We start from the raw sequence: 16,101 nt of genomic DNA, 5'->3' as shown, positions 1-16,101 counted from the left end.
TCGAAAAGTGTCCCTTATGGAAGCGATGGAGCCGACCAGCAGTTATGCGGCTTCGCCGGGACCCTACCCTCAAGGTAGGGAAGGAGGCCTTCACGGACACGCCATCGCTACGGCGTAACTCTCCTTGCCACTCAAGACAGCCTAGGGATGCCGCCAGGCGAGGAACGTCTCCAGCGTCGTCAGCCGGTGCTCCCGTACGGCCAGTTCGATCTCCACGGCAGGCGCCTTCCTGTCGAACAGGTCGAGGATCTTCCCGTGCTCCAGCACGGATTCGTGCGCGCGCCCGGGCACGAAGCTGAACGTCGACGTGCGCAGTCCGGCCAGCCGGTTCCAGCCGCGGTTGACCAGGTCGAGTACCTGGGGGTTGGGGCAGGTGCCGAACAGGACACGGTGGAAATCGCGGTTCAGCGCGGTGAACCGCGACGGCTCGAAGTTGTCGAGACAGGCGGTCAGCTCAGCGTTGAGCCCTTTGGCCTCCTCGAGTGCCTTGCCGGGCAACGTCGGCGCCGCCAGTGCCGCGGCGTAGCCCTCGACCAGGGCGAGCGTCTGCATCGTGTGCTGGTAATCGCTCTCGTCGGCCATCGCGACCTGCGCGCCGATGTTGTGCTCGTAGGTCACCAGCCCTTCGGCCTCCAGCCGCCGGACCGCTTCGCGCACGGGCACCGTGCTGACGCCGAGTTCCTGCGCGATCTGGCCGAACACGAGGCGGTAGCCGGGGGAGAAGGTGCCGTCGTCGATCCGCGCCTTGACCCAGTGGTAGGCGATCTGTGACTTGCTCTTCGCGGTCCCGTTCACCGCGTCGCCCGCGGTCACGAGTAGTGCAGCCAGACGGATTTGGTCTCGGTGTAGGCGTCGATGGCCCACGGTCCCATCTCGCGGCCCCAGCCCGACGCCTTGTAGCCGCCCCACGGCGCGGCCATGTCGGGGATCGGTGGCATGTTGACGAACACGGCGCCCGCGCGGATGCCGTCGGCGAACCGGTGCGCGACACCGATGTCGCGAGTCCACACCGTCGCGGCGAGCCCGTACTCGGTGTCGTTCGCGCGCGCCAGTAGCTCGTCCTGATCGTCGTAGGCGGTGACGGCGAGGACCGGCCCGAAGATCTCTTCGCGCATGATCGTCATGTCGTCTGCGACGCCGGCGAACAGCGTCGGGGAGTAGAAGTAGCCGTCGCGATCGACGACCTGGCCGCCGGTGACCAGGTCCGCGCCCTGTTCACGACCGGTCGAGACGAGGAAGTCCACGTGCTCGCGGTGCTTCGCGGACACCAGCGGCCCGAGCTGGGTGGACTCGTCCAGACCCGGCCCGAGTTTGAGGCCTTCGAGCCCGGCGGCCAGTTTCGCGACGAACTCCTGTTCGCGCTTGCGGTCCACGAAGAACCGGGTGTACGCGGCACAAACCTGTCCGCTGTTCAGCGTCGCGCCCGCGAGGTTGCCGGCGACGGCGGCGTCGATGTCGGCGTCCGAGGCGATGATGCTGGGTGCCTTGCCGCCGAGTTCGAGGGTGAGCCGTTTCAGGTTCGATTCCGCGCTGGCCGCCGTGATCAGCTTCCCGACCGCGGTCGACCCCGTGTAGGAGAGGTGGTCGACGTCGTGGTGCCCGCTCAGCAGCGCGCCCACCGCGCCGTCGCCGGTGACCAGGTTGACCACGCCCGGCGGGAACCCGGCCTCGTGCACCAGTTCCACCAGCCGGATGCTGGTCAGCGGCGTGACCTCGCTGGGCTTGATCACCACGGTGTTGCCGGTGGCCAGCGCGGGCGCCAGTTTCCACACCAGGATCATCAGCGGGAAGTTCCACGGCGTGATCAGCGCGTTCACCCCGACCGGCTCGCGGCGGGTGTAGTGCAGGGTGTCCGGGTAGGACACCGGGTTGGTGGTGCCCTGGATCTTGGTCACCCAGCCCGCGAAGTACCGCAGGTGCTCGGCCGCGCCGGTGACGCTGACCTGGCGGGAGATACCGATCGGCTGCCCCTGGTCGCGCGTCTCGAGCGCGGCCAGTTCCTCGTGGTGCTCGTCGACCAGTGCCGCCAGCTTGAACAGCAGCGCGGCCCGCTGAACCGGGAGCAGTCCCGCCCACGCGGGGTCGCTCAGCGCCTTCCGGGCGGCACCGACCGCGGCGTCGACGTCGGCGGCCGACGCGGTGCCGACCTCCTCGATCACCTGGCCGGTGGCCGGATCGTACGTCGGCAGGGATCCGCCTCCGGCGGCGGTCCACTGTCCGTCGATGAACAGGCTTGTGGCCATGGCTAGCTCCTCTTCGACCTGGATGTGATCGAGTATCGGGCGCCACGGGCTTCCCGGTCTTGCCCGCCAGGGCACGCCGATTGTCGGCCAGCGAACCGAATCCGCCGGACGGCGTCCCGGCTTGCGAGGGTGGGGGACATGGACGTCATCGTGGTGGGAGCGGGTTCGGCCGGTTCGGTGGTCGCCAGGAGACTGGCCGACTCCGGGGCGTGGGTCACTCTGCTCGAAGCGGGCGGCCCGGACACCAACCCGGCCATCCACGACCCTTCGCGCGCGGGCGAGCTGTGGCACGGCCCGGAGGACTGGGACTACTACACCGTGCCGCAGCCGCATGCGGCGAACCGCCGGCTGCATCTGCCGCGCGGCAAGGTGCTCGGCGGGTCGCATTCGCTCAACGCGATGATCTGGGTGCGCGGCGCGCCCGTCGACTACGACGGCTGGGAGCTGCCCGGCTGGCGGTGGGACGACGTGCGCCCGGTGTTCGAGCGGATCGAGAAGGACCTGCTCGACGTCGTGCCCAACGAGCCGCTCCACCCGATCCAGCGGTCCATTGTGGACGCTGCCATGCAGACCGGCCTGCCGTTCAATCCCGACTACAACGGCGACGAGCTCGACGGTGTCTCGGTGCAGCGCGTCACCACCCGCGACGGCAAACGGCTCAACACCTGGCTCGCCTACGGGCTGCCCGCCGCCGAACGGATGACCGTCCACACGGGAGCGCTCGTGCACCGGTTGCTGATCGAGGGCGACAAGGTGACCGGAGTCCTGGCCGAGGTCGACGGCGAACTGCGCAAGGTCTTCGCCGACGAGGTCGTGCTCGCCGCGGGCGCGCTGGCCTCACCGGCGATCCTGTTGCGCAGTGGCGTCGGCCCGGCGGACGAACTGGCCGCCCACGGCATCGACGTCGTCGCGGACCTGCCGGGCGTCGGGAAGAACCTGCACGACCACCTGCTCTCTCCGGTCATCTTCGCGACCGGCCGCCGTCAGGTCGAGCCGCCCGCGCCCGGCCGCTCGGTGACCCAGACCCATCTGTTCTGGCGCAGCCGACCCGGTCTCGACGTGCCCGACACCCAGCCGATCCACTTCAGCGTGCCGATGTACGAGCCGTGGATGACCGGCCCGGAGACCGGATTCTCGCTGATGGCGGGCATGGTGACACCGCGCAGCCGGGGCAGCCTGCGGCTCTCGGGGCCGAGCCCGCTCGACGAACCGCTCATCGACCTCGCCGCGCTGGAAGACCCGGCCGACTTCGAGAGCCTGGTCGCGTCGGTGGAGCAGTGCCGGGAGATCGGCCGGGCACCCGCGCTGGCGGAGGACTGGGGCGCCCGCGAGCTCTATCCGGGGCCGGACGCCGATGTCCGCGACTACGTCCGCCGGACCGCCATCACCTACCACCACCAGGTCGGGACCTGCCGGATGGGCACCGACGAGCTGGCCGTGGTCGATCCGGCGCTGGCCGTGCACGGGCTCGAAGGACTCCGGATCGCCGACGCGTCGGTGCTGCCCCGCGTGACCACGGGCAACACCAACGCGCCGGCGGTGCTGGTCGGCGAGCAGGCGGCCAGGTTCATTCTCGGCCGATAGTGCGGCGCAGCCAGGATGCCCGGGCGGCGAGCGCGGCCCGGGTCACCTCGCTGTCCGGCGCGATCCGGTCGAAACCGTGGTACGCGCCCGCCCAGACGTGCAGTTCGGTGGGCACGCCCGCTCGCCACAGGCGGCGCGCGTAATCGACGTCCTCGTCGCGGAAGATCTCCGCCGCGCCGACCTCGACGAACGCGGGCGGAAGCCCGGTGAGATCGGTCGCGGTCGCCGGGACGGCGTACGGCGAGGTCTGTCCATTAAGGAGGGATCGCCAGCCGAACTCGTTGGCCGCTCGACCCCAGACACCGCGTTCGGCGAATTCCACTGTGGACGCCGAATCGCTGCGGCTGTCGATCATCGGGCACAGCAGCAGCTGACCTGCCAACGCCGGACCACCGCGATCCCGGGCCAGCAGGGCGACCCCGGCGCTGAGCCCGCCGCCCGCACTGCCGCCGCCGACGATCAGCTTCGCCGGATCGAAACCGAGTTCACCGGCGTTGTGGACCATCCAGATCAGCCCCGCGTAGCAGTCTTCGAGCGGCGCCGGATGCGGATGTTCGGGTGCCAGCCGGTAGTCCACGGTCACTCCGACGAAGCCGAACTCCTCGACGAGCGCGACCATCCGGGGCAGGTCGGCGAACCGGTTGTCCAGCACCATCCCGCCGCCGTGGATGTTGTAAAACCCCGGCGCGCCGCGTTCAAGCCGCCGGGGTTTGAGTACCGTGACGACGACGTCGGTACCGGGAACGGCGCGGTCTTCCCAGACGAGGTCCCGGTCGCCGATCACCTCGGCGCACGTCGGGTTCCCGTCCGCCAGCGCCTTCCGGACACTCGCCAGCGACTCGGCACTCAGCGGCGGCCCGGACGGCAGACCTTCGAGGGCTTCGGCGAGTTCGGGATCGAAGGCCGTCACGGGCCCTCCGGATCGACGACGTCCCGGTCCGCCCAGTACGGCTCGACGAGTTCGCGCAGTTTCTCCGCACCCACCCGCTCGACGAGGTCGACGGCGCCGAGGTTGTCGTTGAGCTGATCGGTACTGGTGGCGCCGAAGAGCGTGGTCGTGTTGGCCGGGTGGGTGAGGGTGAAGGCCAGGCAAAGTTGCGCCGCCGTCGCGCCGAGTTCGCTCGCGAGCTTCGCGAGTTCCGGGGCGGAGGAGGCGATGCGCTCGCGGATGTCGCCGGGGTCGCGGCCGACCTGGCGGGCACCGCTGTTCTTGCCCAGCAGGATCCCGCCTTCGAAGATGTCCGAGGACTGGAGCGTGACCCCGAGTTCGCCGAAGACCTTCTTGAAGGGCTCACCGTCCGGAATGGACCTTCGCGCGACGCTGTACTTCAGTTGCGCGATGGCGGGGCCGGGCACGTTCTCCGCCGCGGCGAAGTCGTGCAGGGCCCGGATGGCGGTGGCCGACCAGTTGTTCACACCCCACTGCCGGATGAGCCCGGCTTCGCGGAGTTCGTCGAGGTCCACCACCAGTTGGCGCAGGTCGGTGTCGTCGCGGCGGAGGTCTCCCAACACCACCAGATCCGCGTGCTCGACTCCGGCACGGAAGAGCGCGTTGTCCAATTGGTCGCGCAGGTTGTGTTCCGGGTAGCCCTCCAGCCAGAGCTTGGCCGAGAGCAGATAGTCGTCCCGGTTGAGCCCGGCCGCGCGGACCATGGCGGAGAACAGTACGTCGGTGTAGACCGGTGTACTGCCGGGGAACCCGTAGACGCCGACGTCGAAGAGCGTGATCCCGCGATCGACCGCGGTGCGGACGAGGTTCACCGCCTCACGGAAGTCCATCCGGTCGTAGGTATGCCAGGAACCGAGCGAGAGCACGCCGGTGAGGGGGCCGTCCCGGCCGATCCGGCGCTGGGGGATGACGGACATGAGGTCTCCTAGGGAAGACGGGGATCGATGACGGCCTTGAGTTCGCCGAGCCGCGACATCGACTCGACGCTCTGCGAAGCTTCGGAAAGCCCGACGGGCGCGCTGAACAGGTCGTCCCAGGGCATTCGATCGGCGAAAGTGCGAAAGAATTCCACCGAGCGGTGGTAGTCGGCGATGTCGCCGTTGAGCGAGCCGACGACCGTGAGTTCCTTGCCCATCACGGTGCCCAGCGCCACGGGGGAGGGCGCGGGACCGGTGGAGCCGACGATCGCGATCGTGCCGCGCTGCGCGGCGAAGGCCACCGCCTCCTCGCCGATGGTGGGGCCGCCGGCGAAGTCGAAGACGTGGTCGGCGCCCCGGCCACCGGTGAGTTGCTTGACCCGCTCGATGCGTTCTTCGGCGCTGCCGTCGACCGGGATCGTCGCGGTCGCACCGAAACGCTCGGCGGTCTTGAGCCGGTCGGCGGGTCCACCGATGGTGATCACGTCCCCCGCACCGGAGATCCGCGCGACGGCGGTGGCGAACACGCCGAGCGCGCCGGCGCCCTGGACCACGACCGTCGCACCGGGACGGATCCCGCCCGAGCGCGCGACCGCCCGAAGGACGGTTTTGCCCGCGCAGCCCGACATCGAGGCCCGAGTGTCCTTCACGTCTTCCGGCAGCAGGAACTTGGCCGCCCCGGGAGTCACGTAGCAGTGTCGGGCGAGACCGCCGGTGGCGTAGGGAAAGACGTCGGAGCGCTGGAGGAACCCGTAGCCACGCTTCTCGCACGCGACCGGTTCACGCAAGATCGTGCAGCCGTAACACTTTCCGCACGTCGACTCGGACCAGCCGATGCGGTCGCCCTCGGCGATCTCCCGGCCGAGGGCGTCGGTGGTACCCGGCCCGACGGCCACCACCTCGCCGACCATTTCGTGCCCCAGCACCATCGGGAGCATGCCGGGGAAGGTCATCTGGCCCGACCAGAGATGCACGTCGGTGCCGCACAGGGTGGTGCAGGTGATCCGGACCAGCGCGGCGCCCGGTTCCGGTTCCTCCGGCAGCGGCAGTTCCCGCAGGGTGAGCACGGACCCGTGTTCGGTGAGCACCGCCGCTTCGGTTCTGTTGACCATCTTTTTAGTCTACAGTCGTAGGAGAAAAAGTCCAGATCCTGGAGGAAACCATGCCGTCGCACCGTATTCGTCCCGCATCGCTCGTGGTCCGCGGCGGTCCGATCCGCACCTTCGATCCGGCGGGCACCGTCGTGCGGGCGATGGCGGTGCGCGACGGCAGGATCGTCGCCGTCGGCGATGTCGCCCTGGATCACATCGGCCCGGAAACCGAGGTGATCGACCTCGCGGGCAGGACCGTCTTGCCCGGTATCAACGATTCCCACCTCCACGCGACCTGGCTCGGCGCCCGATGGCCGGACACGCTCATCGGGGCCGCGGGATTCTCCGGGGGTGAAGAGAAAACGGTGCGCACCGCACGCGAACGGCGGGCCGTCATCCTGCGTGCGGGTGAGCTGTGCGCGTCACTCGGCATCACCAGCTACACCGAACCGGGCCTGGGGCCGGGGGAGACGGGCTGTTTCGGCGCCGAGGTGCTGGAGGAATACGCGGCGCTGGCCGCCGAAGGCCTGTTGCGAGCGAGGGTGACCGCGCTGCGGCTGTTCGGCCTGCTCGACGGTGCCAGTTCGCTGACGGATTTCGAACGTGGACTCGCGACGCCGATCCCGGCGGCGGATCCGTCGTGGCTCACCGTGCCCGGGGTCAAGATCTTCGCCGACGGCATCCCGCCGATGCGGTCCGCGTGGACGAATCATTGCTACGCCGACGGTTCACACGGCGCGCTGCTCGTCGACGGTGAGGACGACCCGGATCGCGCGGGCAACCTCGCCGCGATGATCAGGCTCGCTCACGACGCCGGAATGGTGGTCGCGGTGCACGCCACGGGAGACCGCTGCATCGAAACCGCGCTCGCGTCACTGCGCCGAGGCGATCATCTCGTCCACGGCGATCTGGTGACCACGGACCAGCTGGCGCGGATGGCCGCGGCGGGGATCGGCCTGACCACTCAGCCCGCGATCGCGGTCGCGACGCGGGGAATGCTTTCGGACGCGCTGGGTGCCGAGGTCGGTGCCCGCGCTTGGCCGCTGGCGGAGATGCTCGCTTCGGGCGTCCCGCTGACCTTGAGCAGTGACGCGCCGGTCGTCACCCCGGACTGGCGGGTGCACATCGCCGCGGCGGCACGGATACTGGAAGTGTCCGAAGTGGACGCTGTGCTGATGACCAGGCTGCTGCGCTGCTACACGGTCGTGGCCGCCGAGCAGGACGGGGCGGCGTCATGGAAGGGATCACTGACCGTGGGCCGCGTCGCCGACTTCTGTGTGCTGGAGGCGAATCCACTCGAGGTCGCGTTCGCGGACCTGCCGGACGTCGATGTCGAACTCACCGTGTCCGGCGGCCGCGTCGTGTACTCAGGTGAGCAGCTGCCCACCGTCGACCTGCAGGCTCACCCCGGTGAGATGGCCGGCGTCGGCCGAGGCGAGGAACAGGACTGACGGCACCACGTCGGCGACGGAAGCGATGGTCCCCAGCGGGATCCTCGCTTCCCAAGCCGCGCGGGCAGCGGTGTCGGAAGCGAAGCCGGCGGTCATCGGCGTGAGCACCGGGCCGGGCGCGACGGCGTTGACCCGGATGCCGTGCGGCGCGAGTTCGAGCGCGGCCGAGCGGGTAAGTGCCTCGACCGCGGCCTTGGTGGCTTCGTAGTGGCCGAGCCCGGGAGTCGGCTGCCGGGCGCCGATGGAGGTGATGTTGACGATCGCGCCGCGGGTGCCCGCTTCGAGCATATGCGCGCCGACCGCCCTGGTCATCAGGAAGGTGCCGCGGAAGTTCACCCGCATGCACAGATCGAAGACGCCGATCTCCAGTCCCACCAAGGGGCCGCCGCCTCCGGCGAGACCGGCGTTGTTGACCAGGACGTCCACCGGACCGAACCGGCCGGTGACGAGTGCCAGCGCGGCCTCGACCGAGCCGGGGTCGGAGATGTCGAGTTCGACGTGCTCCGCGCCGAGTTCGCCCGCCAGATGGTGGGCCGCGCGCGCGTCGACGTCGGCGATGACCACCCGGTCGCCCGCTGACTGGAACGCTTCGGCGACGCCGCGGCCGATACCGCTGGCGCCGCCGGTCACCACTACGAGTCTCTTGTTCATTCTACGATCGTAGACTAAAACTGGTTTCCGTTGCCAGCGAAAGGAAATCTCGTGCACGAGAAGCAGAACGGACTGGGCTTCGCCACTTCGGCGCTCGGCCTCGGCTCGTGGAACACCTGGGACCGCATGGACTTCGACGACGCGGTGCGCCTGATCCGGCGCGCGATCGACGCCCGCGTCACCCTGTTCGACGTGGCCCACTACGACATGGGGCCGCATGCCGAACAGTCGCGCACGGACGTCCTTTTCGGTGAGGCCGTCCGGGCCGCCGGAATCGCGCGCGACGACTATCAGCTGTGCGGGAAACTCTGGCTCTGGGACTACCCGAGCACGGGTTTCGCCGAGCAGCTCGCGACCTCCTTCGACCGGATCGGCGTCGATCGCGCGGAAGCCGTCGTCGTCGGCGACTATTTCGAACGGCCGGACATCCCGCGGATCGTCACCGAGGTGGCCGAGCAGATCCGGCTCGGGCGGTTCGACGTGTGGGGCGTGAACAACTGGCACGCGGCGGACCTTGAACTCGCACTGGAATTCGCCTCGCGCGAAGAGCTTCCGGCGCCGCGGTTCGCTCAACTGAAGTACAGCGTCGCCCGCCGGTCCATGGCGGAAGGCCCGTTCTACGGCAAGCATTTCGCGGCCGGACGGCTGGCACTGCAGGCGTCGGACGTGTTCGAGGGAGGCGTGCTGCTCGGCAGGAATCCGGCGCGGAAGATCGGTGCGGACCCCGGGGGTATCCGGGAGTCGATCCGCGCCGCCGCCACGCGTCTCGCTGCCGTGGCAGGGGAGTTCGGGGTGAGTTCTTCGCAGCTGGCTCTCGCGTTCTGCCTCGCCTATGAGCCGGTGGCGAACGTGTTGTTCGGGGTGAGCCGCCTCGCGCAATTAGAGGACAACTTGGGCGCTGTACGGCTGGCCTCCGAGCACGGTGCGGAGGTGCGGACCGCACTGGCGGACCTCTGGCTGGACCGTGGTGTCGCCGCCGATGGCACCTTCTGACCAAGCCGTAAGTCCGTGAAGGCCTCCTTCCCTACCCTCAAGGTAGTGAAGGAGGCCTTCACGGACCGCGTTGGTCTCTAGCCGAGGAACTCCAGCACGGCCGCCTTGAACTCCGGGCTCCGCAAAGCCCCACCGTGATCCCCGGGCACCCGCACGAGGTCCGCCCCCGGTACCAGCTCCACGAGCGTCTCGATGCCCTGGCTCACCGGATCCTCCGCACCCGCCACGAACCGCGTCGGCACCGTGACAGCCCCCGAGACCGGCGCGAAAGGCTCAGCGCGCAGATCCTCGATACACCGGGCGAGCGCGGCCGGGTTCCGCCCCGGCGCGGTGATCATGTGCGCGATCATGCCCGTGAGCGGATCCGACGGCGCCTTGCCGCCGTCGGCGAACGCCAGCGCGGCCGCGACGTCGACGGCGCCGAACGGTTCGAACGGGCTCACCCCGGCCAGCACGAGCCGCCGGACCGGGGCACGTGCGGGCAGCTCCCAGGACAGCCGGGCGCCCAGCGAATACCCGACGACGTCCACTTCGGACAGACCCGAAACGAGCCGCGTCAGTTCCGTGATGATCGCGGCGGCGCCCAGTGAACCCGGGAGAGCGGGGCTGGAGCCGTGAGCGGGCAGATCGGGCACGAGTACTTCGCGGCCCGCGGCGGTGAGCGCGGCGGGCCACCCCGTGGTGATCCAGTCCGTGTGCCCGTCGGAGGCGAATCCGTGCACCAGGAGCACGGGTGGACCTGAAGGGACCGAAGGAGTGAAGCGGCGCACGGCCAGGGAAGTAGTGGCGGACAACGGGATCCTTTCTCAGCTGCCGGAGGGGCGGCGGGTGCGCAGGCGCTGCAGTTCGCTGAGCGTCCGCGCGCGGACGTCGACGGCGATCCGCAGCGACGATCCGATGAGGTTCAGCAGGAACACGCACGCCATGATCGCCACGCCGGGCGCGATCACCAGCCACGGTGCCTGCACCAGATACGACCGGCCCTCGGCGATCATGTTGCCCCAGGTCGGGGTCGGGGGTGCGATGCCGAGACCGAGGAAGCTCATCGCGCCGTCGACCAGCATCGCCGCCGCGGAGAGGATCACCACCTGCACCAGCGCCAGCGGCAGCACGTTGGGGAACACGTGCACGACGAGGATCTTCCCCTTGCTCATCCCGGAAACCCGCGCCGCGCCGATATAGGCCCGGCCGGCGATGCCGAGCACCCGGCTACGGATGACGCGGGCGGTGAACGGCGTGAAGATCACCGTCAGCGCGATCAGTTCGGTCCAGATGCTCGCACCGAGCGAGATCGCCAGCGCCATCGCGAGGATGATCGCGGGGAACGACATCCAGGCGTCCATCAGCCGCATCAGCACCGCGTCAGCCGCCCGGAAGAACCCGCTGATCAGCCCGATCACGAGACCGGTGAAGGCCGCGCAGAGGGTGATCAACGCGGAGAGCCCGAGCGACGCCCTTCCGCCGGAGACCAGCCTGGCGAGTACGTCGCGGCCGAACGAGTCCGTGCCGAGGGGATGCGCGGCCGACGGCGGCAACAGCCGGTTCACCGGGTCGGTCGCGCTGACACTCGGCAGGAAGAGCGGCAGCACGAGCACGACCAGGACGATCAGCGCCAGCAGCGCGGTGGTGATGACCAGCATCCGGTTGCGCCGGAACAACCTGGCCGCGCGACCGGCTGGGGGCGCTTCCCGCACCGACGGTGTCGTTTCCGCCAAAACCACGCTCACGAGACACGCACCTTCGGGTCGAGTAGGGCGTACGACAGGTCCACCAGCAGGTTGACCAGGACGAACAGCACCGCGACGAACAGGGTCACACCCTGGATCAGCGGGAAGTCGCGGGTGGATACCGCGCCCATCAGCAGATGACCGAGCCCGGGTACGACGAAGATGGACTCGATGATCACGATCCCGCCGACCAGCATGGCGAAGTTGCTGCCCAGCTGGGTGATCAGCGGCATCAGCGCGTTCGGCAGGACATGTTTGGTCATCACCTGCCGCTCCGAGAGCCCCTTGACCCGCGCGGTGCGCAGATACGCCAGCGGCAGCTCGCCGAGCAGGCTTTCGCGCAGGGTGAGCACGAACAACGCGGTCTGCCCGATGACCAGCACGGTCAGCGGCAGCACCAGCGCGGGTACCGCCGTCGCCGGATCGGTGAACAGGTTCTCGTAGCCGCTGGACGGGAACCAGCGCAGCGTCACCGAGAACACCAGCACGAGCATCAGCGAGATCCAGAAGTCCGGCATCGCCATGCCCAGCGCGGAGAACCGGTCCAGTGCCCGCGCCACCGGATTGCGCGGCGCGACCGCCTGCCAGGAGGTGATCGCGACCGAGAGGAAGAAGCTGATCACGGTCGACAGCACGGCCAGCGTCAGCGTCGGCAGGATGTGGTCGGCGACCACCCCGAGCACCGGTGCGTGGTAGGTGATCGACGTGCCGAAATCGCCGTGCAGCACGTTTCCGGCCCAGCCGAGGTACTGCTCCCACAGCGTCCCGTTCAGCCCCATGCTCTCCCGCAACGCGTCCACATCGGACGGACGCGCCGTCGGGCCGAGGATGGCCTGCGCCGGATCACCGGGGATGAGCCGGATGACGAAGAACATCATCGTCCCGACGATCACCAGGATGATCAGCAGGTCACGCAGCCTGCGCAGGAGCAGGCCGGTCATGACGCCAGCCAAGCGTTCCAGAACACGCGGTAGAAGTCGCCGTAGCCCTTGATCTTGGGGGAGTAGGCCGCGTACAGCTTGGACTGGCTCAGCGTGATGACGGACAGCTGCTTCCAGGTGAAGGCCTGCATCTTGTCCACCACCGTCTTGGCCTGCTCGGGTGTGGTCGAGGCGTTGTATTCGGCCATCAGCGCGTCCAGTTCGGGCGAGGACGATCCGTTCAGCGTGCCCAGGGTGAGCGCGGGCATTTGCGCGGGCGAGGTCAGCGCCGAGTCGAAGAACAGGGTGGTGATGTCCCAGCCGCCGGGTTCCTTGGTCAGGGTGCCGAGCATGGTGGCGAAGTCGAAGGTGTCGATCTTGGTGTTGATGCCGATCTTCGACAGGCCGTCCTGGATGAGCACGGCCCATTTGCCGAACTCGGGATAGGAGTTGGTGGTGACGATGCGGATGGTCGCGCCGGCGGTGATGCCGGCCTCGGCGAGCAGCTGCTTGGCCTTCTCCGGATCGTGCTTCTTGTAGACGTCCTCGCCCGCGGTGGAATAGAACTGCTTGTTGTCCGGGGAGGCGAAGGCGCCGGTCTCGAGGGTGAGGTCCTTGCTGCCGCCGGTGGCCGCGTTGATAGCGGGCTTGTCCAGCAGCAGGTTCAGCGCCTCGCGGGCGCGCGGATCGGCGAACTTCGAACCGGTGTTGAAGTTCGGGATGACGACGTTCTCGTTGCCGCCGGGCAGGTTGTGCACCACCACGGCCGGGTTGTTACGCAACGTCTCGTACTGATCGTTGGTGGGCATGATGTGGTCCCATTGCCCGGTCTGCAGGCCGTTGATCAGCGCGTCCTGATCGGAGACCACCTTGTAGGTCACGGTGTCCAGATACGCGTGCTTGGCACCCGCCTGGCCGCCCCAGTCCTCTTCGGACCGGGATTTGTAGCCCTGGTAGCGCTCCAGCACCAGTTCGCGGCCGATGTCCCAGCTCTTGAGCTTGTACGGTCCGGTCCCGACGGCCTTGTCCTGGCCGAACCCGGTCGGCGGTACCCCGGTGAGGTTCTTCGCCTCGTAGATCTCCGTTCCCGCCCCGGCGAGTTCGTTGATCAGCGGGTAGCGCGGCTGCTTCAGCTTGACGGTCACCGTCGCCGGATCGGCCGGGGTGATCGCCTCGATGTCCGGGGTGACCAGCTGGCCGGTGCGGTGGATCTGCTGCCAGCGCTTCAGGCTCGCAACGACGTCTTCGGAGGTCAGCGGGTTGCCGTCGTGGAAGGTGATGCCCTGGCGCAGCTTGAAGGTGTAGGTGAGCCTGTCCGGGCTGGTGGTGTAGTCCTCGACCAGCATCGGCCGGGCGGTGAAACCGCGGTCCACTTCGAACAGTTTCTCGTACATCATGTTGCCGATGTGCGCGGTCACCTGGCCGGGATTCGCGACCATGTCGAGGGACTGCGGATCCGTCGGCACGGCGACGTCGAGGTTGCCGCCGCGGACCGGTGGCCCGTCGTCGGCGCCACCGCCCGCTTGCCCTCCCATACAGGAGCTGAGCAGCAGGACGGTCGCCACGCCGAGCGCGGCCGAGGTGAGGGTTCGTCTCATGGGTTCCGCACTCCAGGGTGGGGGTGGACGGGCAGTTCGGGGTTCGCCGTGAGCAGGCGGCGGGTGTACTCGTGCCGGGGGTGGAGCCGGATCCGGTCCGGGTCGCCGATTTCGATCAGCTCGCCCCGGTACATCACGCCGACGCGGTCGGCGACCGAGAGCACCAGGCTGAGGTTGTGCGTGATGAACAGGAAGCTGAGCGCGCGGGTGCGCCGTAGGTCGAGCAGCAGGTTCATCACCTGGCCCTGTACCGAGACGTCGAGCGCGGAGGTGGGCTCGTCGGCGACGATGAGGTCGGGTTCGGCGGCGATGGCGCGGGCGATCGAGACGCGCTGGCGTTGTCCGCCGGACAGTTGCGACGGCAGTTTCTTCGCGGTGTCGGCGGGGAGGCCGACCTCGTCGATCAGTTCGGTGACGCGGCGATCCAGTTCGGCGCCGCGGAGACCGGTCAGTTCGCGCAGCGGTTCGGCGATGATCCGGGCGGCGGTGTGCCGGGGATCGAGCGAGCTTTGCGGGTCCTGGAAGATGAGCTGCGCGCGGCGGCGGAACGCGCGTTCGTCGCCGTCGAGACCGGAGGGCGTGCACCGGTGCGATCCGAAGGTGATGCTGCCTTCGGTCGGCGGTTCGAGCGCGCTCACCAGCCGGCCCAGCGTGGTCTTGCCTGAACCGGATTCCCCGACCAGGCCGAAGAACTCGCTGGACGCGATCTTCAGCGAGACGTCCTTGACCGCGTGCACCTCGGGTTCGCGGTTCAGTGAGAACCGCCCGCGTCGTCCGTACACTTTGGACACCGAGTCGATGACGAGCGTGGTACCTTCGCCTTCGTCGTCCCGGACGGTGCGGCTCAGTTTCCTGGTTTCGGTCGCGACCGCCGATTCGCCGTTCATCGCGGCTTCGAGCAGTGCTTCGGAGATGGTGGGGAAGCCGTCGCGTCTGCTCACCCCGAGTTTCGGTACGCAGTCGAGCAACGCCTTGGTGTAAGGATGCTTCGGCTTGTGCAGAATGTCCTCTTTGGACCCGAGTTCGACCAGTTCGCCGCGGTACATCACCGCGATCCGGTCGGCCACCTGCGCGGCGACACCCATGTCGTGCGTGATGAAGACACACGCCGTGCCATGGTCGCGGCGGACGCGGTCGAACAGGGTGAGGATCTCCGCCTGGGTGGTCACGTCCAAGGCTGTGGTCGGCTCGTCGGCGATCAGCAGGCCGGGGTCGGCCATCAGGGCGAGCGCGATCATCACGCGCTGCTGCATCCCGCCCGACATCTGGTGTGGGTACAGCGAAAGCACGCGGTCGGTGTCGGTGAGGCCGACTTCTTTCAGTAGTCCCCGTGCCTTCGCCTCGGCCTCGCGGTGCAGCGCGGTGCCCTTGCGGGCGGCCTGGCGCGGCAGGGAACCGGGTTTCCGGTAGGCCTCGATCAGCTGTTTGCCGACCCGCTGACTCGGATTGAGTGAATCCAAGGCCTCCTGGAAGATCATGCCGATCCGCGGGCCGCGGTACGCGCGCATCTCGTCGGCGGACAGCCGCGTGACGTCCACACCGTCGACGGTGATCTCACCGCGGGTGAACGCCGGGGCGACGAATTCCAGCAATCGGATGATCGACAAGGCCGTCACCGTTTTACCGCTGCCGGATTCGCCGACCACGCAGAGTGTCCGGCCTTGTTCGAGATCGAAGGAGAGTTCGCGGACGAGTTCGCGTTCGGTCTCGTCGGCGATCACGCCGACGGTCAGTTCTCGTAATTCGAGCAGGGTCATGAATCCCCTTTCCCGAGCCCGCCCGAAGCGGACCGCACTGCCGGGGAGCGGGCCTCCGGCGGGGGTAGTTCTACGCATGTTGACACTGGGGGAGTTGCCTGTCAATGGGTATATTCTACGAATGTAGGAAGTTGATATCCGACCGGTTTTCCCTGGCAGTGGACGAAAACTGGCACTGGATTCTTTTGTCTACACCTGTAGACTCTCGGCGGAAACGAGT

14 protein-coding genes are annotated in these 16,101 nt (G+C 68.5%); 3 read left to right on the top strand and 11 right to left on the bottom strand.

What is annotated here, in order from left to right; translation table 11 throughout:
- Positions 1-141: 141 nt before the first annotated feature.
- Positions 142-813 carry a GntR family transcriptional regulator gene (locus ACZ7KI_RS05815; protein ID WP_470272048.1) on the bottom strand — a complete coding sequence of 224 codons (672 nt, stop codon included), beginning with the start codon at positions 811-813 and terminating at the stop codon, positions 142-144.
- A complete protein-coding gene (locus ACZ7KI_RS05810) occupies positions 810-2,243 on the bottom strand; it encodes an aldehyde dehydrogenase family protein (protein WP_470272047.1) in 1,434 nt (477 codons plus the stop codon). The genes ACZ7KI_RS05815 and ACZ7KI_RS05810 overlap by 4 nt, the downstream gene beginning before the upstream one ends.
- A 138-nt stretch (positions 2,244-2,381) precedes the next feature.
- Here ACZ7KI_RS05810 and ACZ7KI_RS05805 point away from each other — a divergent pair, with 138 nt between their 5' ends.
- On the top strand, positions 2,382-3,827 hold the full coding sequence (locus tag ACZ7KI_RS05805; RefSeq protein WP_470272046.1) for a GMC family oxidoreductase: 1,446 nt from the start codon (positions 2,382-2,384) through the stop codon (positions 3,825-3,827).
- On the opposite strand, the gene ACZ7KI_RS05800 is transcribed toward ACZ7KI_RS05805, so the two are convergent.
- The 3 genes from ACZ7KI_RS05800 to ACZ7KI_RS05790 are packed head-to-tail and all read right to left on the bottom strand — an operon-like array spanning position 3,811 to position 6,805.
- A complete protein-coding gene (locus tag ACZ7KI_RS05800; protein ID WP_470272045.1) occupies positions 3,811-4,737 on the bottom strand; it encodes an alpha/beta hydrolase in 927 nt (308 codons plus the stop codon). The two genes, ACZ7KI_RS05805 and ACZ7KI_RS05800, sit on opposite strands and share 17 nt — an antisense overlap.
- Positions 4,734-5,693: an aldo/keto reductase gene (locus tag ACZ7KI_RS05795; RefSeq protein ID WP_470272044.1), complete on the bottom strand. Its 960-nt coding sequence runs from the start codon at positions 5,691-5,693 to the stop codon at positions 4,734-4,736. The genes ACZ7KI_RS05800 and ACZ7KI_RS05795 overlap by 4 nt, the downstream gene beginning before the upstream one ends.
- Before the next feature lie 8 nt (positions 5,694-5,701).
- Positions 5,702-6,805 carry a zinc-binding dehydrogenase gene (locus tag ACZ7KI_RS05790; protein ID WP_470272043.1) on the bottom strand — a complete coding sequence of 368 codons (1,104 nt, stop codon included), beginning with the start codon at positions 6,803-6,805 and terminating at the stop codon, positions 5,702-5,704.
- 50 nt (positions 6,806-6,855) lie between these two features.
- Between ACZ7KI_RS05790 and ACZ7KI_RS05785 the strand changes: the two genes are divergently transcribed.
- The gene (locus ACZ7KI_RS05785) at positions 6,856-8,235 is read left to right on the top strand and encodes an amidohydrolase (protein ID WP_470272042.1); all 1,380 of its coding nucleotides are present in this window, start codon (positions 6,856-6,858) and stop codon (positions 8,233-8,235) included.
- Here the strand turns inward: ACZ7KI_RS05785 and ACZ7KI_RS05780 are convergent.
- The gene (locus ACZ7KI_RS05780; protein ID WP_470272172.1) at positions 8,152-8,868 is read right to left on the bottom strand and encodes an SDR family NAD(P)-dependent oxidoreductase; all 717 of its coding nucleotides are present in this window, start codon (positions 8,866-8,868) and stop codon (positions 8,152-8,154) included. The two genes, ACZ7KI_RS05785 and ACZ7KI_RS05780, sit on opposite strands and share 84 nt — an antisense overlap.
- A 69-nt stretch (positions 8,869-8,937) precedes the next feature.
- Between ACZ7KI_RS05780 and ACZ7KI_RS05775 the strand changes: the two genes are divergently transcribed.
- A complete protein-coding gene (locus ACZ7KI_RS05775; protein ID WP_470272041.1) occupies positions 8,938-9,879 on the top strand; it encodes an aldo/keto reductase in 942 nt (313 codons plus the stop codon).
- Between the two features lie 77 nt (positions 9,880-9,956).
- On the opposite strand, the gene ACZ7KI_RS05770 is transcribed toward ACZ7KI_RS05775, so the two are convergent.
- The 5 genes from ACZ7KI_RS05770 to ACZ7KI_RS05750 all read right to left on the bottom strand — a co-directional run bounded on the left by ACZ7KI_RS05770 (position 9,957) and on the right by ACZ7KI_RS05750 (position 15,881).
- On the bottom strand, positions 9,957-10,610 hold the full coding sequence (locus ACZ7KI_RS05770; protein ID WP_470272040.1) for an alpha/beta fold hydrolase: 654 nt from the start codon (positions 10,608-10,610) through the stop codon (positions 9,957-9,959).
- A 75-nt stretch (positions 10,611-10,685) separates the two neighbouring features.
- Positions 10,686-11,606: an ABC transporter permease gene (locus ACZ7KI_RS05765; protein WP_470272039.1), complete on the bottom strand. Its 921-nt coding sequence runs from the start codon at positions 11,604-11,606 to the stop codon at positions 10,686-10,688.
- Complete coding sequence (locus ACZ7KI_RS05760; RefSeq protein WP_470272038.1) at positions 11,603-12,547, bottom strand: ABC transporter permease; 945 nt, start codon at positions 12,545-12,547, stop codon at positions 11,603-11,605. Before ACZ7KI_RS05760 ends, ACZ7KI_RS05765 begins: the two co-directional genes overlap by 4 nt.
- Positions 12,544-14,124 (bottom strand): ABC transporter substrate-binding protein, encoded by a 1,581-nt coding sequence (locus ACZ7KI_RS05755; RefSeq protein WP_470272037.1) that lies wholly within the window; start codon positions 14,122-14,124, stop codon positions 12,544-12,546. Before ACZ7KI_RS05755 ends, ACZ7KI_RS05760 begins: the two co-directional genes overlap by 4 nt.
- Positions 14,121-15,881, bottom strand: coding sequence for a dipeptide ABC transporter ATP-binding protein (locus tag ACZ7KI_RS05750; protein ID WP_470272036.1), 1,761 nt, complete (start codon positions 15,879-15,881; stop codon positions 14,121-14,123). Before ACZ7KI_RS05750 ends, ACZ7KI_RS05755 begins: the two co-directional genes overlap by 4 nt.
- Positions 15,882-16,101: the final 220 nt, after the last annotated feature.

This window comes from Amycolatopsis sp. NPDC039088 (genome assembly GCF_055598845.1).
This window is presented reverse-complemented; position numbering and strand designations above follow the sequence as displayed.

What these genes read in the sequence shown, in the direction of transcription:
- ACZ7KI_RS05810 (WP_470272047.1), bottom strand. Translation starts at nt 2,243, where the DNA reads ATGGCCACAAGCCTGTTCATCGACGGACAGTGGACCGCCGCCGGAGGC.
- ACZ7KI_RS05805 (WP_470272046.1), top strand. Translation starts at nt 2,382, where the DNA reads ATGGACGTCATCGTGGTGGGAGCGGGTTCGGCCGGTTCGGTGGTCGCC.
- ACZ7KI_RS05795 (WP_470272044.1), bottom strand. Translation starts at nt 5,693, where the DNA reads ATGTCCGTCATCCCCCAGCGCCGGATCGGCCGGGACGGCCCCCTCACC.
- ACZ7KI_RS05790 (WP_470272043.1), bottom strand. Translation starts at nt 6,805, where the DNA reads ATGGTCAACAGAACCGAAGCGGCGGTGCTCACCGAACACGGGTCCGTG.
- ACZ7KI_RS05785 (WP_470272042.1), top strand. Translation starts at nt 6,856, where the DNA reads ATGCCGTCGCACCGTATTCGTCCCGCATCGCTCGTGGTCCGCGGCGGT.
- ACZ7KI_RS05760 (WP_470272038.1), bottom strand. Translation starts at nt 12,547, where the DNA reads ATGACCGGCCTGCTCCTGCGCAGGCTGCGTGACCTGCTGATCATCCTG.
- ACZ7KI_RS05755 (WP_470272037.1), bottom strand. Translation starts at nt 14,124, where the DNA reads ATGAGACGAACCCTCACCTCGGCCGCGCTCGGCGTGGCGACCGTCCTG.
- ACZ7KI_RS05750 (WP_470272036.1), bottom strand. Translation starts at nt 15,881, where the DNA reads ATGACCCTGCTCGAATTACGAGAACTGACCGTCGGCGTGATCGCCGAC.